Origin of the sequence: Pseudomonas azotoformans (assembly GCF_900103345.1) — a bacterium.
Classification (GTDB): domain Bacteria; phylum Pseudomonadota; class Gammaproteobacteria; order Pseudomonadales; family Pseudomonadaceae; genus Aquipseudomonas; species Aquipseudomonas azotoformans.
Map to the genome: position 1 here is coordinate 4858927 of NZ_LT629702.1, position 18574 is coordinate 4877500.

An 18574-nucleotide genomic window follows, 5' to 3' on the forward strand; every position below is an offset into this window, starting at 1 on the left:
AAAAATCCCAGACAGAATAACGTCTTAGGCCGTTGTACGGTGGCTCATTGCGCAATCCGTTTGCGATAAACCCGCACGCCAATCAGCACAAAGGCGATCAGTCCGAGCACTCCGGCGCCGATCCAGCTGAGAGCGTCGTAGCTGAGCAGCGGTTTCTCGATGCGCCAGTAACCGGGCTGCTTGAACACCTCGCGCATGGCCTGGTTGGTCTGGTCCAGGCTCACGGCCTTGATGCGTTTGGCCGGGTCGCTGAAGTGGCCGTTGTTGTAATCGGCGGACGCGCTCCAGTAGTAGTCGGCCAATGCGCTGTTGCCTTGCACGGCCCACGCCTGGCGCGCGATGGCAGCTTGTTGCAGGCGCGCAAACACTGCTGGGTCGAGGCCGTCCTTGAGCAGTCGGGCCTTGAGGTCCTGGAGTACGTGTTCCGCTTCGGGGAGGTTTTCCCGCTCAAGGTCGGCATTCAGGCTGAGGAAACCGACACCGCCGAGTACTTCGCGCTCGCTCCATGGACCGTAGGACAAACCGTGCTTGAGGCGCAGTTGGCGATACAGCGCCCAGTCCAAGTAGTCCTTGAGCAGGTCGTAGGTTTCATCATGTCCGTCATCCAGCACCGGCTCGGGGAACAGCCAGTGCAACTTGGCGCTATTGCCGACCCAGCCGTGGATCAGTTCGCGATGGCTGGCAGCGGCGTGCTGGATTTCCGGCAGCGCCGGATGCTCAGTAGGGTCGACCGGGTCGAGTTGGCCGTAGGTGCGTTCCAGGTAGGCCGGCAGCAGTTTGTCGAGGTCGCCGACGATGATCAGGGTCATGTTGTTGGGGGCATACCAGTGTGTGCGCAGGTCGTCCAGCTGGTCGCGGGTCAGGTGGTCGACCTCGGCGCGTTCGGCGCATTTGAGCCCCAGTTCGACGGCCAATTGGTTGCTGGCGGTGTGGCCCAGGTCCTGGCGGTCCAGCAGGCGTTGCAGGTGTGAGTAGTGGCCGCCGTCTTCGCGTTCGACGACCCGCTTGGCCGCGTTAATATTGGCGTCGGTCAGTTCGGTGCGGGTGATGATCGCCAGCAGCAGGTCCAGCACTTTGCGCTGGTTTTGCGCGGGCGCCTCGATCACAAAGGTGGTATCGGCGTTGCTGGTATAGGCGTTCCACTCGCCGCCGAGGGCTTGCATGCGGTCTTCCAGCTCGGCTTCGCCACCGCGGTCGATGCCGCTGAACAGCAAGTGTTCGAGCAGGTGTGGCAGCTCTTTGTCTGCGCAGTTGAAGTCATCCAGGCCTACGCCGACTACCAGACGGATGGCCACATGCCCACGCTCGGTGCCCGGTTTGAGCAACAATTGCAGGCCGTTGGGCAAGGTGTAGCCCTCGACTTGCAGGCGGTCAAAGGCAAAGGCGTGGGCAGATCCCATGAGCAGGCAAGCGAACAACAGGCGACGCATAACAAGCTTCCTGGCGAGTGAGGTCATTTTTAACTGACTTCACGGGCCACCGTACGTTCAGGGCGAATGTGTGATGTCGGCAATATCTTCGGCGGAGAGTGCGCCGGTGTCAGACGTTTCCAACACTACATAGGCACTGCTGCAAAACAACGAGTTCAGGCGTTTCATGTCGGCAATCAGTTCCAGGTGCAGGGAGCTGGTTTCCAGGCTCTGGACGATCTTGCGTTGCAGGCGGCTCACATGAGCGTGGGCCAGGCGCCGTTCCTGGGCGCGGAAGCGGCGCTTCTCGCGCAGCAACTGGCGGGCGCTTTCCGGGTCGGCACTGAGGAACACCGACAACCCCAGGCGCAGGTTGGCGATCAACTGGCTGTGCAGGCCGGTGAGTTCCTCCAGGCCCACTTCGGAGAACTGGCGACGCTGGGAGGTTTTCTGCTGCTGGACTTTGCGCAGCATGCGTTCGATCAGGTCGCCGGCCAGTTTAAGGTTGATCGACAGTTCGATGATCTCGGCCCAGCGCCGATTGTCATGTTCACTGAGGTCTTCCCGGGGCATTTGCGCCAGGTAGAGTTTGATCGCGCTGTACAACGCTTCGACATCATCGCTGAGGCTGCGCATTTCCTGGGTGATGGCAGTCTGCTTGCCACGCAGTACTTCGAGCATGGCGGTGAGCATATTGTCGATCAGGTCGCCCAGGCGCAGGGTTTCGCGGGCAGCGTTGGCCAGTGCCAGGCTGGGTGTGGCCAGCGCGGCCAGGTCCAAGTGGCGTGGTTTGGCCTTGCCGTTGACCTCTTCGCGTTCAGGCAACAACCAGGCACACAAGCGGGCCATCGGGCCAATGGTCGGCAACAGGATCAGGCAACGGCTGACGTTGTAGAGCAGGTGAAAAGTGATGACCATGCCTTGTGCGCTGTAGTCCAGGCCATCCATCCAGCGCACGAGCGGGTCGAGCACCGGGATGATCAGCAACAGGCCGATCAATTTGTACAACAGGCTGCCCAAGGCTACCTGGCGTCCGGCGGCGTTCTGCATGCTGGTGCTGAGGAAGGCCAGCACGCCGCTGCCGATGTTGGCGCCGATCACCAGGCCGATGGCCACGTGCAGGCCGATCACACCGGCGCCGGCCAACGTGGCGGTCAGCAGGACCGCGGCCAGGCTGGAGTAGGAAATCATCGCGAACAAGGCGCCGACCAGGGCGTCGAGCAGGATGTCGCCGGTCAACGACGCGAAGATCACTTTGACGCCCTGGGCGTGGGTAATCGGCCCGGCCGCTTCAACAATCAACTGCAGTGCGAGGATGATCAGCCCGAGGCCGATCCCCACCCGGCCCAACTGCCCTGCTCGCGTTTGCTTGCGCGACAGGAAGAAAATCACCCCAAGAAAAATCAGCAGCGGCGACAGCCAGGACAAATCAAACGTCAGCACCCGCGCCATCAGCGCCGTACCAACGTCGGCGCCGAGCATGGTCGCCAGCGCGGGCATCAGCCCCATCAGGCCCTGGCCGACAAAGGAGGTCACCAGCATCGCCGTGGCGTTGCTGCTCTGCACCATGGCGGTCACCAGGATACCGGCGATAAACGCCAGCCAGCGCTTGGACATGTTCTGCCCGATGACTTGGCGCAAGTTGGAGCCGTAGACCCGCAGGATGCCGGTACGGACGATGTGCGTGCCCCAGATAAGCAGGGTCACGGCGGAAAGCAGATTGAGCAAGGTCAGCATGCTCGGCCCCCCGTGTGGGTGCGCTCGAAAATGAGCGAAGGAAAGTTGCCGCGTGCCGCTCTACGTCTTGTACTTAAGCTGTAGTTGGCGAATGGGTTCGGCGCCAGCATCGCATAGCTAAAGTGGGGATTGAAATAAAACTGTCATCTGTAGGAGCGAGCTTGCTCGCGAAAAACTCAAGGACGCCGCGTTTGTTCAGATGGCACGCGTTTTTGTTGCGTTCTTCGCGAGCAAGCTCGTTCCTACAGTGATCAAGTCGGGATTATTGACCCGGGATGTCTTTGCGCAGTTTCACGGGATCCTGCTGTTTCTTCTTTTTCGCGATGGCGGTGCGCATCTTGATGTTCACCGCTTCCACCGCCAGCGAGAACGCCATGGCGAAGTAGACGTAGCCTTTTGGCACGTGCACGTCGAAGGATTCGGCGATCAGCACGGTACCCACCACCAGCAGGAACGACAGCGCCAGCATTTTCAGCGACGGGTGCTTGTCGATGAATTCGCTGATGGTGCCGGCCGCCAGCATCATCACCAGCACCGCTACGACAATCGCCGCGACCATCACCGGTACATGGGAGACCATGCCGACCGCGGTGATCACCGAGTCCAGGGAGAACACGATGTCGATGATCGCGATCTGGATGATGGTGTAGATGAACTTGCCACCGGCGCCCTTCGGCTCGTCGTGGGTTTCGTCTTCACCTTCCAGCGCGTGGTACATCTCCTGGGAGCTTTTCCACAGCAGGAACAGGCCACCGAAGAACAGGATCAGGTCGCGACCGGAGATGCCTTGGCCGAAGACCACGAACAGGTCGGCGGTCAGTTGCATTACCCAGGTGATCGACAGCAGCAACAGGATACGCGTGACCATGGCCAGGGCCAGGCCGAAGATCCGGGTGCGTGCCTGCATATGCTTGGGCATGCGGCTGACCAGGATCGAAATCATGATGATGTTATCGATGCCCAGGACGATCTCAAGGGCCGTCAGGGTGAAGAAGGCAATCCAGATTTCCGGATTGGTCAGCCATTCCATGTGTATTCCTTTGAGCGAGTGTTAAACCGCGCAAGCTGCAGCGCCGTGCGGTTGGGTGTTTGGGATTATAGAGTGCTGAACAGCGGAATAATCCCCATCAGCAAAGCGGCGACCATTATGCACAGGCATACCAGCACTGCCCACTTGAGGGTGAAGCGCTGGTGATCGCCAAATTCGATACCTGCCAAAGCGACCAGCAGGTAGGTCGAAGGTACCAGTGGGCTCAACAGGTGCACCGGTTGTCCGACGATCGATGCACGTCCCATTTCTGCAGCCGTGATGCCGTAGTGGCTGGCGGCTTCGGCGAGTACTGGCAATACGCCGTAGTAGAACGCATCGTTGGACATGAAGAAGGTAAACGGCATGCTTACCAGCGCGGTGATCACCGCCAGGTAAGGGCCCAATGCGTCAGGGATGACCGCCAGCAGGCTCTTGGACATGGCATCGACCATGCCGGTGCCCGACAGGATACCGGTGAAGATACCGGCCGCGAAAATCAGCCCCACCACCGCCAGTACGCTGCCGGAGTGCGCGGCGACGCGGTCTTTCTGCATCTGCAGGCATGGATAGTTGACGATCATCGCGATACTGAACGCCACCATGAACAGCACCGGCAGTGGCAACAGGCCGGCGATCAGTGTGCACATCAGGGCGAACGTCAGCGCGCCGTTGAACCAGATCAGTTTCGGGCGACGGGCGTCCGGGTATTGCGACACGCTGATTTCGCTGTGGTCGACTTCGTCGCCTTGCAGGTGCAATTCACCCAGGCGCGCACGTTCACGCAGGCCGTACATGTAGGCAATCACCAGGATCGCAACCACACCGGCGGCCATCGCCGGGATCATCGGCACAAAAATGTCCGACGGGTCCACATGCAGCGCGCTGGCGGCACGGGCGGTCGGGCCACCCCAAGGGGTCATGTTCATCACGCCACCGGCAAGAATGATCAGGCCGGCCATGATCCGTGGGCTCATGCCGATGCGCTGGTACAGCGGCAACATGGCGGCCACGCAGATCATGTAGGTGGTGGCGCCGTCACCGTCGAGGGACACCACCAGGGCCAGTACGGCGGTGCCGACCGAGACTTTCAGCGGGTCGCCCTTGACCATCTTGAGGATCTTGCGCACGGCCGGGTCGAACAGGCCGGAGTCGATCATCAGGGCAAAGTACAGAATGGCGAACATCAGCATCACGCCGGTGGGCGCAAGCTTGGTGATACCGGCCAGCATCATCGGGCCGATCTCGGGCGCGAAGCCACCGAACAGCGCGAACAGGATCGGCACGATGATCAGGGCGATCAGCGCGGACAGGCGCTTGGTCATGATCAGGAACATGAACGTGATGACCATGGCAAAGCCAAGGAAAGTCAGCATAGGAATACTCCAGGCGTAGCGCGGCTAGGGAATGGCGAACCGGGTGCGGTCAGCGCAGAACGAAAGGCACGAGGCGTACGGGTGGAGTTGGGGCGAACAGGCGGGTACGGGCGGACATCGGGAATCACCATTGTTGTTGTTAACAGCCGGTCTGTTGCCGGCAGTGGGGGCGATCCTAGACGGGTAAGCTTTCAGCCAGCTTTCGCTGGAAAAACAGGTGACGAAGGGAATGCACGCGGTCTCTGGCTTTATATAGATCAACCTGTGGGAGGGGGCTTGCCCCCGATAGCAGGGTGCCAGTCACTGCATGCGCAGGCTGACACACCGCTATCGGGGGCAAGCCCCCTCCCACATTTGTCTGTATTTGGCTTGAGGTTTTTAGGGCAGTTCGAGGCCGCCGGCAGCTTTGTGCAGCTTGCGCAAGTGTTCGCCCACCAGCTTGAGGTTGGCTTCACAGGCAGCAATCTCGGCCGAACGCGAAGGCTCCAACAGCGCCCTCACCTCCTTGTCCAATTCGCCGGTCAGCGATTGCAGTTGCTTCTGGCGCTCGGCGCTTTCCGATTCCAGGCGTGTGGCTTCCGAAGGTTGCGGCAGGCCATAGCCGCCGCTGCCGAGCAGCTCCGCCGGGCGACTGAGGAAGCCGCTGTTGGCGAGGATCTGTTGCAGCGTGGCATTGGCTTTCTCCATGCCACCGTTCTTCAGCTCGCGGGCACCGAGGTAGCGTTGTTTGACTTCGTCCTGGGCCAGCATCAACTGCTTGCGAAAGCTTGCCTGCTCCAGCAGCAGCAACGCGGCGCTGGTGCGCAAGTCGGCCTGGTCGAACCACTGGCGACGCTCCTCGGCGCTGAGGGACAGCCAGTCTTCGACCTGGGTCTGCTTGATCGGCAGGTGTTTGCGCAGTACATCGAACATGGCCTGGTAGCGTTCGCGGAAGGAGTCGAAGTGATAGCCCAGGCGCAATGCCCTACGTTTGTCGTCCAGTACGCTGGTGTCGGCCAGGCCGCGTGCGCTCAGCACCTCCAGCAAGCCATTGGGGGTGATGTTGTCCAGGCCGGTCAGTTGTGGGTTGGCGCTGCCGCTGCGTAGCAGTTTCAGGCTTTCCACCGCGCAGTTGTTGGAGATGAAGAAGTAGTTGCCGTCGTAGCTCCAATGCATTTCGGCGGCATGCTCGACGGTATCGTTGATTTCCTGACGGGTCAGTTTCAACGGCACCGAGGCCAGGCCACGCAGCTCGGTCTTGGTGTATTCATCGATCACTTGCGCCAGCGGAAGCACGAACAGTCGCGACGGGTACTTGCCGACCAGGCCATCCCAACTCGACAGCTGTACGTCACCGACGAACGCGCGATAGGACAAGACCAGATGCTGGTCCAGGTCCAGTCGGCAATCCGGCCCACGCGGGCGGCCCGGCGCACAGATCACCAGTCGCAGCATGCTGTGGCCCCAGCGGCTGACCAGGTTCTGGTTGGCCTCGGCCAGCAGGTAGTCGATCTCGTAGACGCGCTCCGGGTCCACATGGCCCAGCGGCGTCTTGGCGAAATCGTTACCGGCATTGAGGAACGCGTAGGTGTTGGCGCAGGTATCTTGCTGCGGCGGGGCCCAGCCGAAGTGTTCCTTGTAATAGCGGAACAGCGCGGGACGGCGGCAGGCGTAGCTCGGATCGAGGAGAAAGTACTCCATGTTGACCGCCACGAATTCCAACGGGCTGGTGGTTTCGTAGATGTCCGGGCTGCGGGCGACTTGATGATTATTTTGCTCGCGCTCTCCGCGGCGGCCTACGTATTGCGGCCAGCCGGCCAGGTCCAGCAGGCGTGGATCATCGCTCAAGGTAAAGCGGCGGCCATTCTGGCCACGGCATTGATCAGGCAGGCCGATCAGGCCGGTGAGGTTGTTCTGGCGGCTGCAGCGGTTGATCAGCGTGCGGTCTTCCGTGGACCACAGGCGCGCACGGTCATAGATGTGGGTCAGTTCATGCAGCACCGTAGCGAGCATTTCCCGGCGCACAGTGCCGTGGGGGCGATTGGTTTTCTGGGTGGCGGCCCTGCCGTCGGTCAGGCTGGCGAGCAGGTTGCTGTTGAGGTCCAGCTCGGACACCAGGGAGGCTTGCCCGTAGGCGTTCTCGGGCATTTTGTCGGTCCAGCCGACATCAATGCGCCGGTCCAACTGCTCGACAAAGCGCGGCGGCAAGGAACGCATCGCTTCGTCGAGCAACGCCTGGCTGGCCTGTTGCTCAGCCGCGCTCAGACCCTCGGTCTTGAGCCGCAGTTGCAGGCTGGCCTGGGCTGCGCTGGCACACAGCAGCACAGTCCCGGCCAGGAGCCAGGCGACGATTCGCCTCACAGTGCGAGGATGGCTTCGGCGAGGGTCTGGTCGCTGGCGTCGCGGGCTTCCGGCAGGCGTGTGCGCAGGGTGTCGAAGGCGGCTTCAAGGTGGGCGCCACGGATCTCGCCGTTGCTGGCGACGAAACTGGCGGCGTCATCGTGGGCTTCGCGTACGACTTTGGAGTCACGGATGGAGGTGGTGGTGTCCGAGGTGAAATCAATGGTGCGGCCGGAGGCGCGAACAATGATGTTACTGGTGGCCACCAGGGTGTGTGCCTGGGCGATGTCGGCCAACAACAGCAGGCCGAGGGTGGCGGCGATCAGCGGGCTACGCATGGAATAACTCCAGAGACAAAGATGGAATACAGAGATGATTATTGGACGAGAATTGCTTGCGCCAGTTCAAGGTCGCTGGCGTTAAGTTTTGGTTGGCTGCGGCGCAGATAATCCAGCGCAGATTCCAGCCTTGCGCCCCGCCATTGGCCGTCAGTGGCGATAAACGCGGCAGCGTCATCCTGGGCGGCCATTATCACTTTTCTGTCGAAGGGTGCAGACGTCACCTTGCTGGTGGCGTAGGCGCTTGCGACGGTGCTCTGGGTGGTCAGGTCAAAGGCCGAAGCCAAGGGTGACCAGCCGAACGAAAACAACACAGGGACGATTAAAAGGCGGTATGAAAAAGCCATGGGACTCGACAACTGAAAGCGAGCGCCAAGGCTAGCGCAATGCCCGGGCGAGAGCCAGCGCCCAGGCGTCCGCCTTGTTGTCAGATGGCCAGGATGGCCTGGGCCAGCTGTGCGTCAGTTGCTGTGTTCAATTGCGGCGCTTGCTGGCGGATCTGGGCCAGGGCGCTTTCCAGCTTCACGCCACGGATGGCACCTTCGCTGGCGACAAAGCTGGCGGCGTCATCACGGGCAGCACGTACCACCTTGTTGTCACGCAGGGACGAAGTGGCATCGGAGCTGGCGTCGGAAGTGGCCTTCAGCGCGCCGACGATGGAGTCGGTGGTCACGATGAAGCTGGTCGCGTTGGCGTTGGCAGCCAGGGCCAACAGGGTGGCAGCACTCAGCAGGCGAAGACGGGACATGGGATGACTCCTATAGATGAACGGATAAGGTGGCGCAGGCCAGCCATTGGGGATCAGACGCCTGTACTGCACGGTTTGCCACAGGGTGGCTGGATATTAAGCCGCCGCTTATCCGTTCGGGAAGCGCCTTGACCGTCTAGTCACGCCAGAATGGCTTGGACAGCTCGGCCATTCGGTCGCCCTGGCTGATGCCGACGTCGGAGAGCTCCCGGGTATCAAGCTGCGACAGTTGGCGTCGTTCATAAGCGTGGCGTAACCATTTGGCGAGGGTGGAGGCCGTTTGGCGTAGCAGTCTCTTATAAAGAGGGGATGGCGTGTCCATGGCGAGTACCTTTCCTGAGGTCTTGGAACACCATGTTGGGTGAGTCGGTGTGACCGATACAGATACACCGAGATCAAATTGTACTGCTTAACTGTTATATTTTTTAAACTGTACCGGTTGCTGCGCAACGCTTCTGTTTTCTGTTGGAAGTCCGAATGCCAAAAACAACAAAGCCCGCCTCCGGTTTCCCGGGGCGGGCTTTGTTTTGACAAATCAGGTTGCTGGCAGTGGACCCGTCAGGTCAGGGCCAGCGAGCGCTAAATCAGCGCCAGAACGGCTTGCTCAGCTCTTCATAGCGTTGAGCTTCGCTGATACCTGCGTCAGCCAGCAGACGCGAATCCAGGCGAGCCAGTTGGTGGCGGCTGGAGATGCGGCGCTGCCACAACATCAGGTTGGCGATAACGCGCAGAGGCAGGGAGGCCTGGGTGTTTACAGCTTTTTCTTCGAAGAACAGTTCGGAACTGAGTGTACGTTCCATGATGACATCCTTCCGCTTGTGGCGGGATTAGGTAGTGGTTTAACTGATGCCAATGATCCTCTTCCGGCGCAACACTCTCTAGATACAGTTCGCCTGTATTGTGAGGGGCCAGTTAACTGTTTATAGCTGCTGTACTGTACGGAAATGGGGCAACTGTACCTGTCTGCACTGAAACAGTGCGAAATAGGGTTTTTCGGTGAGGCGTGTAGGATATGTCGGTAAGAAATGACCGGTACAGCAGTACAGTTTTTTCAATAAGTAGCGATGAATCCACCGAGCTGATGAAACTGAATTTGCATCAGCTCGGATCTGTATCAATCACGCCTTGAGCATGTGCCCGGTTTCTTCCAGGTTGATGTGCCAACTCAGTGCTTCGCGCAGGATGTGCGGGGTATGCCCGCCGATGGCGCAGGCGGCATCGAAGTAACTGTTCAGCGCATCGCGGTAGGCGGGGTGCACACAGTTGTCGATGATCACCCGAGCCCGTTCCCGTGGCGCCAGGCCACGCAGGTCGGCCAGGCCAATCTCGGTCACCAGGATGTCGACGTCATGCTCGGTGTGATCCACGTGGCTGACCATTGGCACCACACTGGAAATTGCGCCGCCCTTGGCAATCGACTTGGTAACGAAGATCGCCAGGTGCGCGTTGCGCGCGAAATCCCCGGAGCCGCCAATGCCGTTCATCATCCGCGTGCCGCAGACATGGGTGGAGTTGACGTTACCGTAGATGTCGAACTCCAGTGCGGTGTTGATGCCGATAATGCCCAGGCGCCGCACCACTTCAGGGTGGTTGGAGATCTCCTGCGGGCGCAGTACCAGCTTGTCCTTATAGTGTTCGAGGTTGCCGAACACGTCGGCATTGCGCCGCTCCGACAAGGTAATCGAGCTGCCCGAGGCGAAGCTGAGCTTGCCGGCGTCGATCAGGTCGAAGGTCGAATCCTGCAACACTTCCGAATACATGGTCAGGTCTTCGAACGGCGACTCGATCAACCCGCACATCACCGCGTTGGCTATGTTGCCGATACCGGCCTGCAGCGGACCGAGCTTGTTGGTCATGCGCCCGGCGTCGACTTCCTGCTTGAGAAAGTTGATCAGGTGGTTGGCGATACCTTGGGTGTCGCTGTCGGGCGGCGTCACCGTAGAGGCAGAGTCGGCCTGGTTGGTGATCACGATGGCCACGATCTTTTCCGGTGGGATAGGGATCGCGGTGCTGCCGATACGGTCATCAACTTTGATCAGCGGGATCGGCGTGCGCGTCGGCCGATAGGTCGGGATATAGATGTCGTGCAACCCTTCCAGGTTCGGGTTGTGCGCCAGGTTGATCTCGACGATCACCTGTTTGGCAAAAATCGCGAAGCTGGCCGAGTTGCCCACAGACGTGGTGGGCACGATATGCCCTTGTTCAGTGATCGCCACCGCTTCAATCACCGCGATGTCCGGCAACTTGAGTTGGTTGTTGCGCAGTTGCTCGACAGTTTCCGACAAGTGCTGGTCGATGAACATCACTTCGCCGGCGTTGATTGCCTTGCGCAGGGTGCTGTCGACCTGGAACGGCATGCGTCGTGACAGTACGCCTGCTTCGGTCAGTTGCTTGTCCAGGTCATTGCCCAGGCTGGCGCCGGTCATCAGGGTGATTTTCAGCGGCGACGTCTTGGCGCGTTCGGCCAGGGCGTGGGGAACGGCCTTGGCTTCACCGGCACGGGTGAAGCCACTCATGCCGACGGTCATGCCGTCCTCGATCAGTGCGGCGGCGTCTGCCGCGCTCATGACCTTGTTCAACAACGAAGGCAAGCGGATGCGATCACGGTACATGGATTCTTATCTCAGGCTACGGAAGCAAGGTGCGCAGTTTAGTGATTTCAAATAATTTCGGCCCGCTACCATGGTCGAATGCCAGGTAGCGATTTAGAGCCTTTGGTCGGGTTTCATGCAGCAATAAAAAACCCCAGCCTATCGCAGGCCGGGGTTTCGAGTATTGCGCTGAGGCAGTGTTACTCGACGGCTTTGACCATGTCTTCGATGACCTTCTTGGCATCACCGAAGACCATCATGGTCTTGTCCAAGTAGAACAGTTCGTTATCCAGACCGGCATAACCACTGGCCATCGAGCGCTTGTTGACGATGATGGTCTTGGCCTTGAACGCTTCGAGGATCGGCATGCCGGCAATCGGCGAGTTCGGGTCGTTCTTCGCAGCCGGGTTGACCACGTCGTTCGCGCCGAGCACCAGTACCACGTCGGCCTGGCCGAACTCGGAGTTGATGTCTTCCATCTCGAACACCTGGTCGTAGGGCACTTCTGCCTCGGCCAGCAGGACGTTCATATGGCCGGGCATACGGCCGGCCACCGGGTGGATCGCGTACTTCACGGTCACGCCACGATGGGTCAGCTTTTCTGTCAGCTCTTTCAGCGCATGCTGTGCGCGTGCCACTGCCAAGCCGTAGCCTGGCACGATGATCACCGTGTCGGCGTTGGTCAGCAGGAAGGTCGCGTCGTCGGCCGAGCCGGATTTCACCGGGCGTGCTTCTTTAGAGCCCGCCGCCGCACCCGCATCCGGCGCATTGCCGAAACCGCCGAGCAGCACATTAAAGAAGGAACGGTTCATCGCCTTGCACATGATGTAAGACAGGATCGCGCCGCTGGAACCTACCAGGGAGCCGGCAATGATCAGCATCGAGTTGTTCAGCGAGAAGCCGATGCCCGCTGCTGCCCAACCGGAGTAGCTGTTGAGCATCGACACCACTACCGGCATGTCGGCGCCGCCAATCGGGATGATGATCAGCACGCCGAGCACGAACGCCAAGGCCAGCATCAGCGCAAAGGCGGTGAGGTTGCCGGTGAACATGAACGCCAGGCCCAGGCCGAGGGTCAGCAAGCCGAGTACCAGGTTCAGCTTGTGCTGCCCGCCGAACTGTACCGGTGCGCCCTGGAACAGGCGGAACTTGTACTTGCCCGACAGCTTGCCGAACGCTATCACCGAACCGGAGAAGGTGATGGCACCGATGGCTGCGCCAAGGAACAGTTCCAGGCGGTTACCGGCAGGGATCGAATCGCCCAGGTGTTTGACGATGCCCAGGGATTGCGGCTCGACTACGGCGGCAATGGCGATGAACACTGCAGCCAGGCCGATCATGCTGTGCATGAAGGCGACCAGCTCCGGCATCTTGGTCATTTCTACGCGCTTGGCCATGACCGAACCGGCAGTGCCGCCGATCAGCAGGCCGACGATCACGTAGCCGATACCAGCAGTGGCGAGTTCAGCGCCGAGCTTATAGATGAGGCCCACGGTCGTGAGTACCGCCAGTGCCATGCCAAGCATGCCGAACAGGTTGCCGCGTCGCGATGTGGTGGGGTGTGACAGGCCTTTAAGAGCCTGGATAAAGCAGATCGACGCGATCAAGTAGAGCGTCGTAACCAGATTCATGCTCATTACTTCGGCGCCTCTTCTTTTGCTTTCGGGGCTTTCTTCTTGAACATCTCAAGCATACGGCGCGTCACCAGGAAGCCACCGAACACGTTGACCGCTGCGAGCGCAACGGCCAAGGTACCCATGGTCTTGCCCAGCGGAGTTACGGTGAGCGCAGCGGCGAGCATGGCGCCGACGATCACGATCGCCGAAATTGCGTTGGTCACGGCCATCAATGGCGTGTGCAGCGCGGGCGTTACGTTCCAGACCACGTGGTAACCGACATAAATCGCCAGCACAAAGATGATCAGGTTGTAGATACCGGGGGAGATAAGCTCTTCCATCGTCTGAATCCCTGCTTAGGCGTTTTTGCGGATGACTTGGCCGTCGCGGCACATCAGGCACGCGGCGACGATGTCGTCTTCAAGGTTGATTTCAAACTGCCCTTCCTTGGTGAAGACCAGCTTCAGGAAGTCCAGCAGGTTGCGCGCGTACAAGGCTGACGCGTCGGCTGCGACGGCACCGGCCAGGTTGGTCGGGCCGCAGATGATCACGCCATTTTCCACCACCACCTGATCGGCGACGGTCAGTGGGCAGTTGCCGCCTTGGGCTGCGGCGAGGTCGATCACCACGGAACCCGGCTTCATCTGCGCGACGGTTTCAGCGCTGAGCAATGTCGGCGCTTTACGGCCAGGAATCAGCGCGGTGGTGATGACGATGTCGGCCTGCTTGGCGCGTTCATGCACGGCCAGGGCCTGGCGTTGCATCCAGCTGGTGGGCATCGGGCGAGCGTAACCGCCGACGCCGACGGCGCATTCGCGCTCTTCGTCGGTTTCGTAAGGCACGTCGACGAACTTGGCGCCGAGGGATTCGATCTGCTCTTTAACGGCCGGGCGTACGTCGGACGCTTCGATAACGGCACCCAGGCGTTTCGCTGTGGCAATCGCCTGCAAGCCAGCAACACCTGCGCCGAGGATCAATACGCGGGCAGCCTTAACGGTACCGGCTGCGGTCATCAGCATCGGCATGAAGCGCGGATAGTGATGAGCGGCGAGCAGTACCGCCTTATAGCCGGCGATGTTGGCCTGGGAGGACAGCACGTCGAGGCTCTGAGCCCGTGAGGTGCGTGGCGCAGCTTCCAGCGCAAAGGCGGTGATGCCCTGCCCGGCCAGCTTGCCGATGGTTTCGTTGCTGAACGGATTGAGCATGCCCACCAACACGGTGCCACTTTTGATCAGCGTCAGTTCGCTGTCGCTGGGGGCAACCACCTTGAGAATCAGCTCGGCGCCAAACGCATCGTTGGCGCTGCCAATGGTCGCGCCTGCCGTTTCATAGGCACTGTCGACGATGCTGGCTTTGATGCCTGCTCCGCTTTGTACAGTGACCTTATGGCCCTGGCCGATCAGCTTCTTGATGGTTTCCGGGGTGGCAGCCACCCGCGTTTCACCGGTCTGGGTTTCGAGAGGAACACCAATGTGCACGTCAAATCTCCTGCATGATCTTTTTGCTTTTGATCTTTTTGTAAAAAGGCCAGTGCACCGCGAGTGGCGCAACTGGGGCGGCCGATCAGCACGATCCCGCTGAAATGACAGCGGGGCGCGGCATTTTGCAGGCGAACTTTACGGCCTTCAAGGGATTATGACGGGTGACGAAAAATTAACTACAAGTCACCCTGTGACTGATTGTCGCAACGAGCTGAAATAACCTCTTCAAATACATTGGCTTAAAGGGCTTCAGGCGTTTTTGCAATCTTTTGTCATGGTTGGCGTGAATAGTCGGCCATTGGCTTGTAATAGTCGCTCAAAGCCATATGGATCATGGCTTTGAGCCGAATTTTTTGTGAAAAATGCAGTCTGCTTAAATGCGACATATATATACATCTGTAGGACTTCAATATTGCTGACTACAAAGTCAATAAAACGGCTTTAGCCTTTAAATATTAGTGCTGTAGCGATACGACTGCTCGATGAGCCAGTCCCTGAACGCATGAAGTGAGGCAGATTCGACTTTTCTGTCAGGAATCATCAGGTAATAAGCCTTCGTACTGGTCAGCGCCTCGGGACTTGCGATCATCAGTTGGCCTTCCTCCAGTTCGCGCTGGATAAGGAACGGCGGGATCAGTGCGATCCCCATGTCATGCATGGCTGCTTGGGACAACATCGAGAATAGCTCGTAACGGGGGCCTGTCATGTCGCGTGGGATGTTCAGGTGTTGGGCGTTGAACCATTGGCGCCAAGCGTAGGGTCGTGTGGTTTGCTGCAGGAGCGGCAGTTCTGCAATCTCCTGGGCGCTGAACTGCGCACGGTCACCCAATAGCCGAGGGCTGCATACAGGTACAGGATTTTCGCCCATCAGCCGGTGGGACTCGGTACCGGACCAGTCGGCATCGCCGAAGTAGATGGCAGCGTCGAATTCGGTGTCGGCAAAGAGGAAAGGGCGTGTTCGATTCGTGAGGTTGACTGTGACCTCAGGGTGCTGGCGTTGGAAGTCCTTGAGGCGAGGGATCAACCATTGAGTGCCAAAGGTCGGGACCACGGCCAGTTCGATGGTGTTGGCGCCCTGCTGCCCCATGACGGAAAGCGTATCGCGCTCCACCGCATCCAGTTGCGTTGCGACGCGACGGCTATAGGACAGCCCTGCTTCTGTCAGTTTTACCCCGCGCCGTGAACGGCGAAACAGCTCGACACTTAGAAACTCCTCGAGACTGGCTATCTGGCGACAGATGGCGCCTTGAGTGATCGAAAGCTCCTCGGCGGCCTTGGTGAAGCTCTCGTGGCGGGCTGCCGCTTCAAAACTGACAAGGGCGGTGGTACTGGGGATTTTTCTGCGCATATACCGTGTCCTCACTTACCAAGGCGCATATACGCACCTTTCGGCTATTTCGAAGTGAGAAATTAGCACAACCCTATGCGGAAACCTCGTTTGCCCTGCGCGCTTGCCGGGCCTAGGCTGCTTCCACGACTTCCGATTTCTTCCGCGAGGACTTATTCATGGCTGGCAAGGCAAGCTTCAACTGGATCGATCCACTGCTGCTGGATCAACAGCTCACCGAAGAAGAGCGCATGGTGCGCGACAGTGCTGAGCAGTTTGCCCAGGACAAGTTGGCACCACGCGTGCTCGAAGCCTTCCGCCATGAGAAGACCGACCCTGCGATTTTTCGCGAGATGGGCGAGACCGGTCTGCTCGGCGCGATGATTCCCGAGCAGTACGGCGGCAGTGGCTTGAATTACGTCAGTTATGGGTTGATCGCGCGTGAAGTGGAGCGTGTCGACTCGGGCTATCGTTCGATGATGAGTGTGCAGTCGTCACTGGTCATGGTGCCAATCAATGAGTTCGGCACTGAGGCGCAGAAGCAGAAGTATCTGCCGAAGCTGGCTTCCGGTGAATGGATCGGGTGTTTTGGTCTGACAGAGCCTAACCACGGTTCCGACCCTGGCGCGATGATCACTCGTGCCCGCAAGGTGGAGGGTGGCTACAGCCTGACGGGCGCAAAGATGTGGATCACCAATAGCCCGATCGCCGATGTGTTTGTGGTGTGGGGCAAGGACGACGCCGGCGACATTCGTGGTTTTGTCCTGGAGAAAGGCTGGAAGGGCCTGAGCGCTCCGGCGATTCACGGGAAGGTCGGGCTGCGCGCCTCCATTACTGGTGAAATCGTCATGGACAACGTGTTCGTGCCGGAAGAGAACATCTTCCCGGACGTGCGCGGCTTGAAGGGGCCTTTCACGTGCCTTAACTCCGCTCGCTATGGCATCTCCTGGGGCGCGTTGGGGGCAGCCGAGTTCTGCTGGCACACCGCTCGCCAGTACACGCTTGATCGCCAGCAGTTCGGCCGTCCATTGGCGGCGACTCAGTTGATCCAGAAGAAGCTGGCAGACATGCAGACCGAGATTACGCTGGCTCTGCAGGGTTGCCTGCGCCTTGGGCGCATGAAGGACGAAGGTACGGCGGCGGTTGAGATCACTTCGATCATGAAGCGTAACTCGTGCGGCAAATCCCTGGATATCGCACGCATGGCCCGGGACATGTTGGGCGGCAATGGGATTTCCGATGAGTTTGGCGTGGCGCGTCATTTGGTCAACCTCGAGGTGGTCAACACCTATGAGGGTACTCATGACGTGCACGCCTTGATTCTGGGGCGCGCGCAGACCGGTCTTCAGGCGTTCTATTAATAGGAGCACGGCATGGGCGCGCTTTCGCATCTTCGGGTGCTGGATTTATCGCGAGTACTGGCGGGTCCCTGGTCCGGGCAGATCCTTGCGGACCTTGGGGCTGAGGTGATCAAGGTCGAGCGGCCGGGCAGCGGCGATGACACGCGCGCCTGGGGGCCGCCCTTCCTTAAGGATGCCTATGGTGAGAACACCAGTGAGGCGGCGTATTACCTGTCGGCCAATCGCAATAAGGAGTCGGTGACAATCGACTTCACGCGGCCGGAGGGACAGGCGCTGGTGCGTGAGCTGGCGGCCAAGTCGGACATCCTGATAGAGAACTTCAAGGTGGGTGGTCTCGCGGCTTACGGGCTGGACTATGAATCGCTCAAGGAGATCAATCCGGAGTTGATCTACTGCTCGATCACAGGTTTTGGGCAGACAGGGCCCTATGCGTCGCGTGCTGGTTATGACTTCATGATTCAGGGCTTGGGCGGGCTTATGAGTCTGACTGGCCGTCCAGAGGGAGAAGATGGCGCTGGGCCAGTGAAGGTGGGTGTGGCACTGACTGACATTCTCACGGGGCTCTACTCGACCGTGGCGATATTGGCGGCACTGGCCCACCGGGATCATGACGGTGGCGGGCAACATATCGATATGGCATTGCTGGATGTGCAGGTGGCATGCCTGGCCAACCAGGCAATGAATTACCTGACGACGGGCGCACAGCCAAAGCGCTTGGGTAACGCACATCCGAATATCGTGCCTTACCAGGACTTTCCCACGGCCGATGGCGACTTCATTCTGACGGTGGGCAATGACGGGCAGTTCCGCAAGTTTGCTGAAGTGGCTGGACAGCCACAGTGGGCAGATGATCCGCGCTTCTCTACTAATAAGGCGCGGGTGGCCAATCGGGCGGAGCTGATTCCATTGATTCGTCAGGCTACGGTGTTCAAGACGACGGCCGAGTGGGTGTCGCAGCTAGAGCAGGTGGGTGTGCCTTGTGGGCCTATCAATGACCTGGCGCAGGTGTTTGCCGATCCTCAGGTGAAAGCGCGTGGGCTGGCGATGGCGCTGCCTCATGCATTGGCAGGAATGGTGCCTCAGGTTGCCAGCCCGATACGGCTGTCCAAGACGCCGGTGGAATATCGTAGTGCGCCTCCACTGCTGGGAGAGCATACGGCCAAGGTGCTTAAGGAGGTCTTGGGGTTGGGGGTGGCGAATGTGGCCGCATTGAAGGCGGCGGGTGTCATCTGAATCTTGTCTTC

17 protein-coding genes are annotated in these 18574 nt (G+C 59.7%); 2 read left to right on the forward strand and 15 right to left on the reverse strand.

Annotated features, from left to right (window positions below; genetic code table 11):
• Positions 1 to 44: 44 nt before the first annotated feature.
• The 15 genes from BLR69_RS22150 to BLR69_RS22220 all read right to left on the reverse strand — a co-directional run bounded on the left by BLR69_RS22150 (position 45) and on the right by BLR69_RS22220 (position 15990).
• On the reverse strand, positions 45 to 1430 hold the full coding sequence (locus BLR69_RS22150; RefSeq protein ID WP_071494796.1) for a M16 family metallopeptidase: 1386 nt from the start codon (positions 1428 to 1430) through the stop codon (positions 45 to 47).
• 57 nt (positions 1431 to 1487) lie between these two features.
• On the reverse strand, positions 1488 to 3146 hold the full coding sequence (locus BLR69_RS22155; protein ID WP_058424447.1) for a Na/Pi cotransporter family protein: 1659 nt from the start codon (positions 3144 to 3146) through the stop codon (positions 1488 to 1490).
• A gap of 262 nt (positions 3147 to 3408) precedes the next feature.
• Positions 3409 to 4176 (reverse strand): TerC family protein, encoded by a 768-nt coding sequence (locus BLR69_RS22160; RefSeq protein WP_014716354.1) that lies wholly within the window; start codon positions 4174 to 4176, stop codon positions 3409 to 3411.
• Positions 4177 to 4241: 65 nt separating this feature from the next.
• Positions 4242 to 5549 (reverse strand): CitMHS family transporter, encoded by a 1308-nt coding sequence (locus tag BLR69_RS22165; protein ID WP_071494797.1) that lies wholly within the window; start codon positions 5547 to 5549, stop codon positions 4242 to 4244.
• 378 nt (positions 5550 to 5927) lie between these two features.
• Positions 5928 to 7889, reverse strand: coding sequence for a DUF7844 domain-containing protein (locus tag BLR69_RS22170; RefSeq protein WP_071494798.1), 1962 nt, complete (start codon positions 7887 to 7889; stop codon positions 5928 to 5930).
• A complete protein-coding gene (locus BLR69_RS22175; protein ID WP_058424449.1) occupies positions 7886 to 8206 on the reverse strand; it encodes a DUF2388 domain-containing protein in 321 nt (106 codons plus the stop codon). Before BLR69_RS22175 ends, BLR69_RS22170 begins: the two co-directional genes overlap by 4 nt.
• 38 nt (positions 8207 to 8244) lie before the next feature.
• Positions 8245 to 8553 carry a DUF2388 domain-containing protein gene (locus BLR69_RS22180; RefSeq protein WP_058424450.1) on the reverse strand — a complete coding sequence of 103 codons (309 nt, stop codon included), beginning with the start codon at positions 8551 to 8553 and terminating at the stop codon, positions 8245 to 8247.
• Between the two features lie 80 nt (positions 8554 to 8633).
• Positions 8634 to 8954 (reverse strand): DUF2388 domain-containing protein, encoded by a 321-nt coding sequence (locus BLR69_RS22185; RefSeq protein ID WP_058424451.1) that lies wholly within the window; start codon positions 8952 to 8954, stop codon positions 8634 to 8636.
• A gap of 136 nt (positions 8955 to 9090) precedes the next feature.
• Positions 9091 to 9276 (reverse strand): DUF1127 domain-containing protein, encoded by a 186-nt coding sequence (locus tag BLR69_RS22190; protein ID WP_071494799.1) that lies wholly within the window; start codon positions 9274 to 9276, stop codon positions 9091 to 9093.
• A 262-nt stretch (positions 9277 to 9538) separates the two neighbouring features.
• Complete coding sequence (locus tag BLR69_RS22195) at positions 9539 to 9754, reverse strand: DUF1127 domain-containing protein (RefSeq protein WP_012721550.1); 216 nt, start codon at positions 9752 to 9754, stop codon at positions 9539 to 9541.
• A 318-nt stretch (positions 9755 to 10072) separates the two neighbouring features.
• Positions 10073 to 11566, reverse strand: coding sequence for an acetyl-CoA hydrolase/transferase family protein (locus tag BLR69_RS22200; protein WP_071494800.1), 1494 nt, complete (start codon positions 11564 to 11566; stop codon positions 10073 to 10075).
• A gap of 179 nt (positions 11567 to 11745) precedes the next feature.
• Positions 11746 to 13182 (reverse strand): NAD(P)(+) transhydrogenase (Re/Si-specific) subunit beta, encoded by a 1437-nt coding sequence (locus BLR69_RS22205; RefSeq protein WP_071494801.1) that lies wholly within the window; start codon positions 13180 to 13182, stop codon positions 11746 to 11748.
• Positions 13182 to 13502, reverse strand: coding sequence for an NAD(P) transhydrogenase subunit alpha (locus tag BLR69_RS22210; protein WP_003220416.1), 321 nt, complete (start codon positions 13500 to 13502; stop codon positions 13182 to 13184). Before BLR69_RS22210 ends, BLR69_RS22205 begins: the two co-directional genes overlap by 1 nt.
• Positions 13503 to 13517: 15 nt before the next feature.
• The gene (locus BLR69_RS22215; protein WP_058424454.1) at positions 13518 to 14639 is read right to left on the reverse strand and encodes a Re/Si-specific NAD(P)(+) transhydrogenase subunit alpha; all 1122 of its coding nucleotides are present in this window, start codon (positions 14637 to 14639) and stop codon (positions 13518 to 13520) included.
• A gap of 451 nt (positions 14640 to 15090) precedes the next feature.
• Positions 15091 to 15990: a LysR family transcriptional regulator gene (locus tag BLR69_RS22220; protein WP_071494802.1), complete on the reverse strand. Its 900-nt coding sequence runs from the start codon at positions 15988 to 15990 to the stop codon at positions 15091 to 15093.
• A gap of 158 nt (positions 15991 to 16148) precedes the next feature.
• Here BLR69_RS22220 and BLR69_RS22225 point away from each other — a divergent pair, with 158 nt between their 5' ends.
• Positions 16149 to 17330: an acyl-CoA dehydrogenase gene (locus tag BLR69_RS22225; RefSeq protein ID WP_010207882.1), complete on the forward strand. Its 1182-nt coding sequence runs from the start codon at positions 16149 to 16151 to the stop codon at positions 17328 to 17330.
• 12 nt (positions 17331 to 17342) lie between these two features.
• Complete coding sequence (locus tag BLR69_RS22230) at positions 17343 to 18563, forward strand: CaiB/BaiF CoA transferase family protein (RefSeq protein WP_071494803.1); 1221 nt, start codon at positions 17343 to 17345, stop codon at positions 18561 to 18563.
• Positions 18564 to 18574 lie beyond the last annotated feature (11 nt).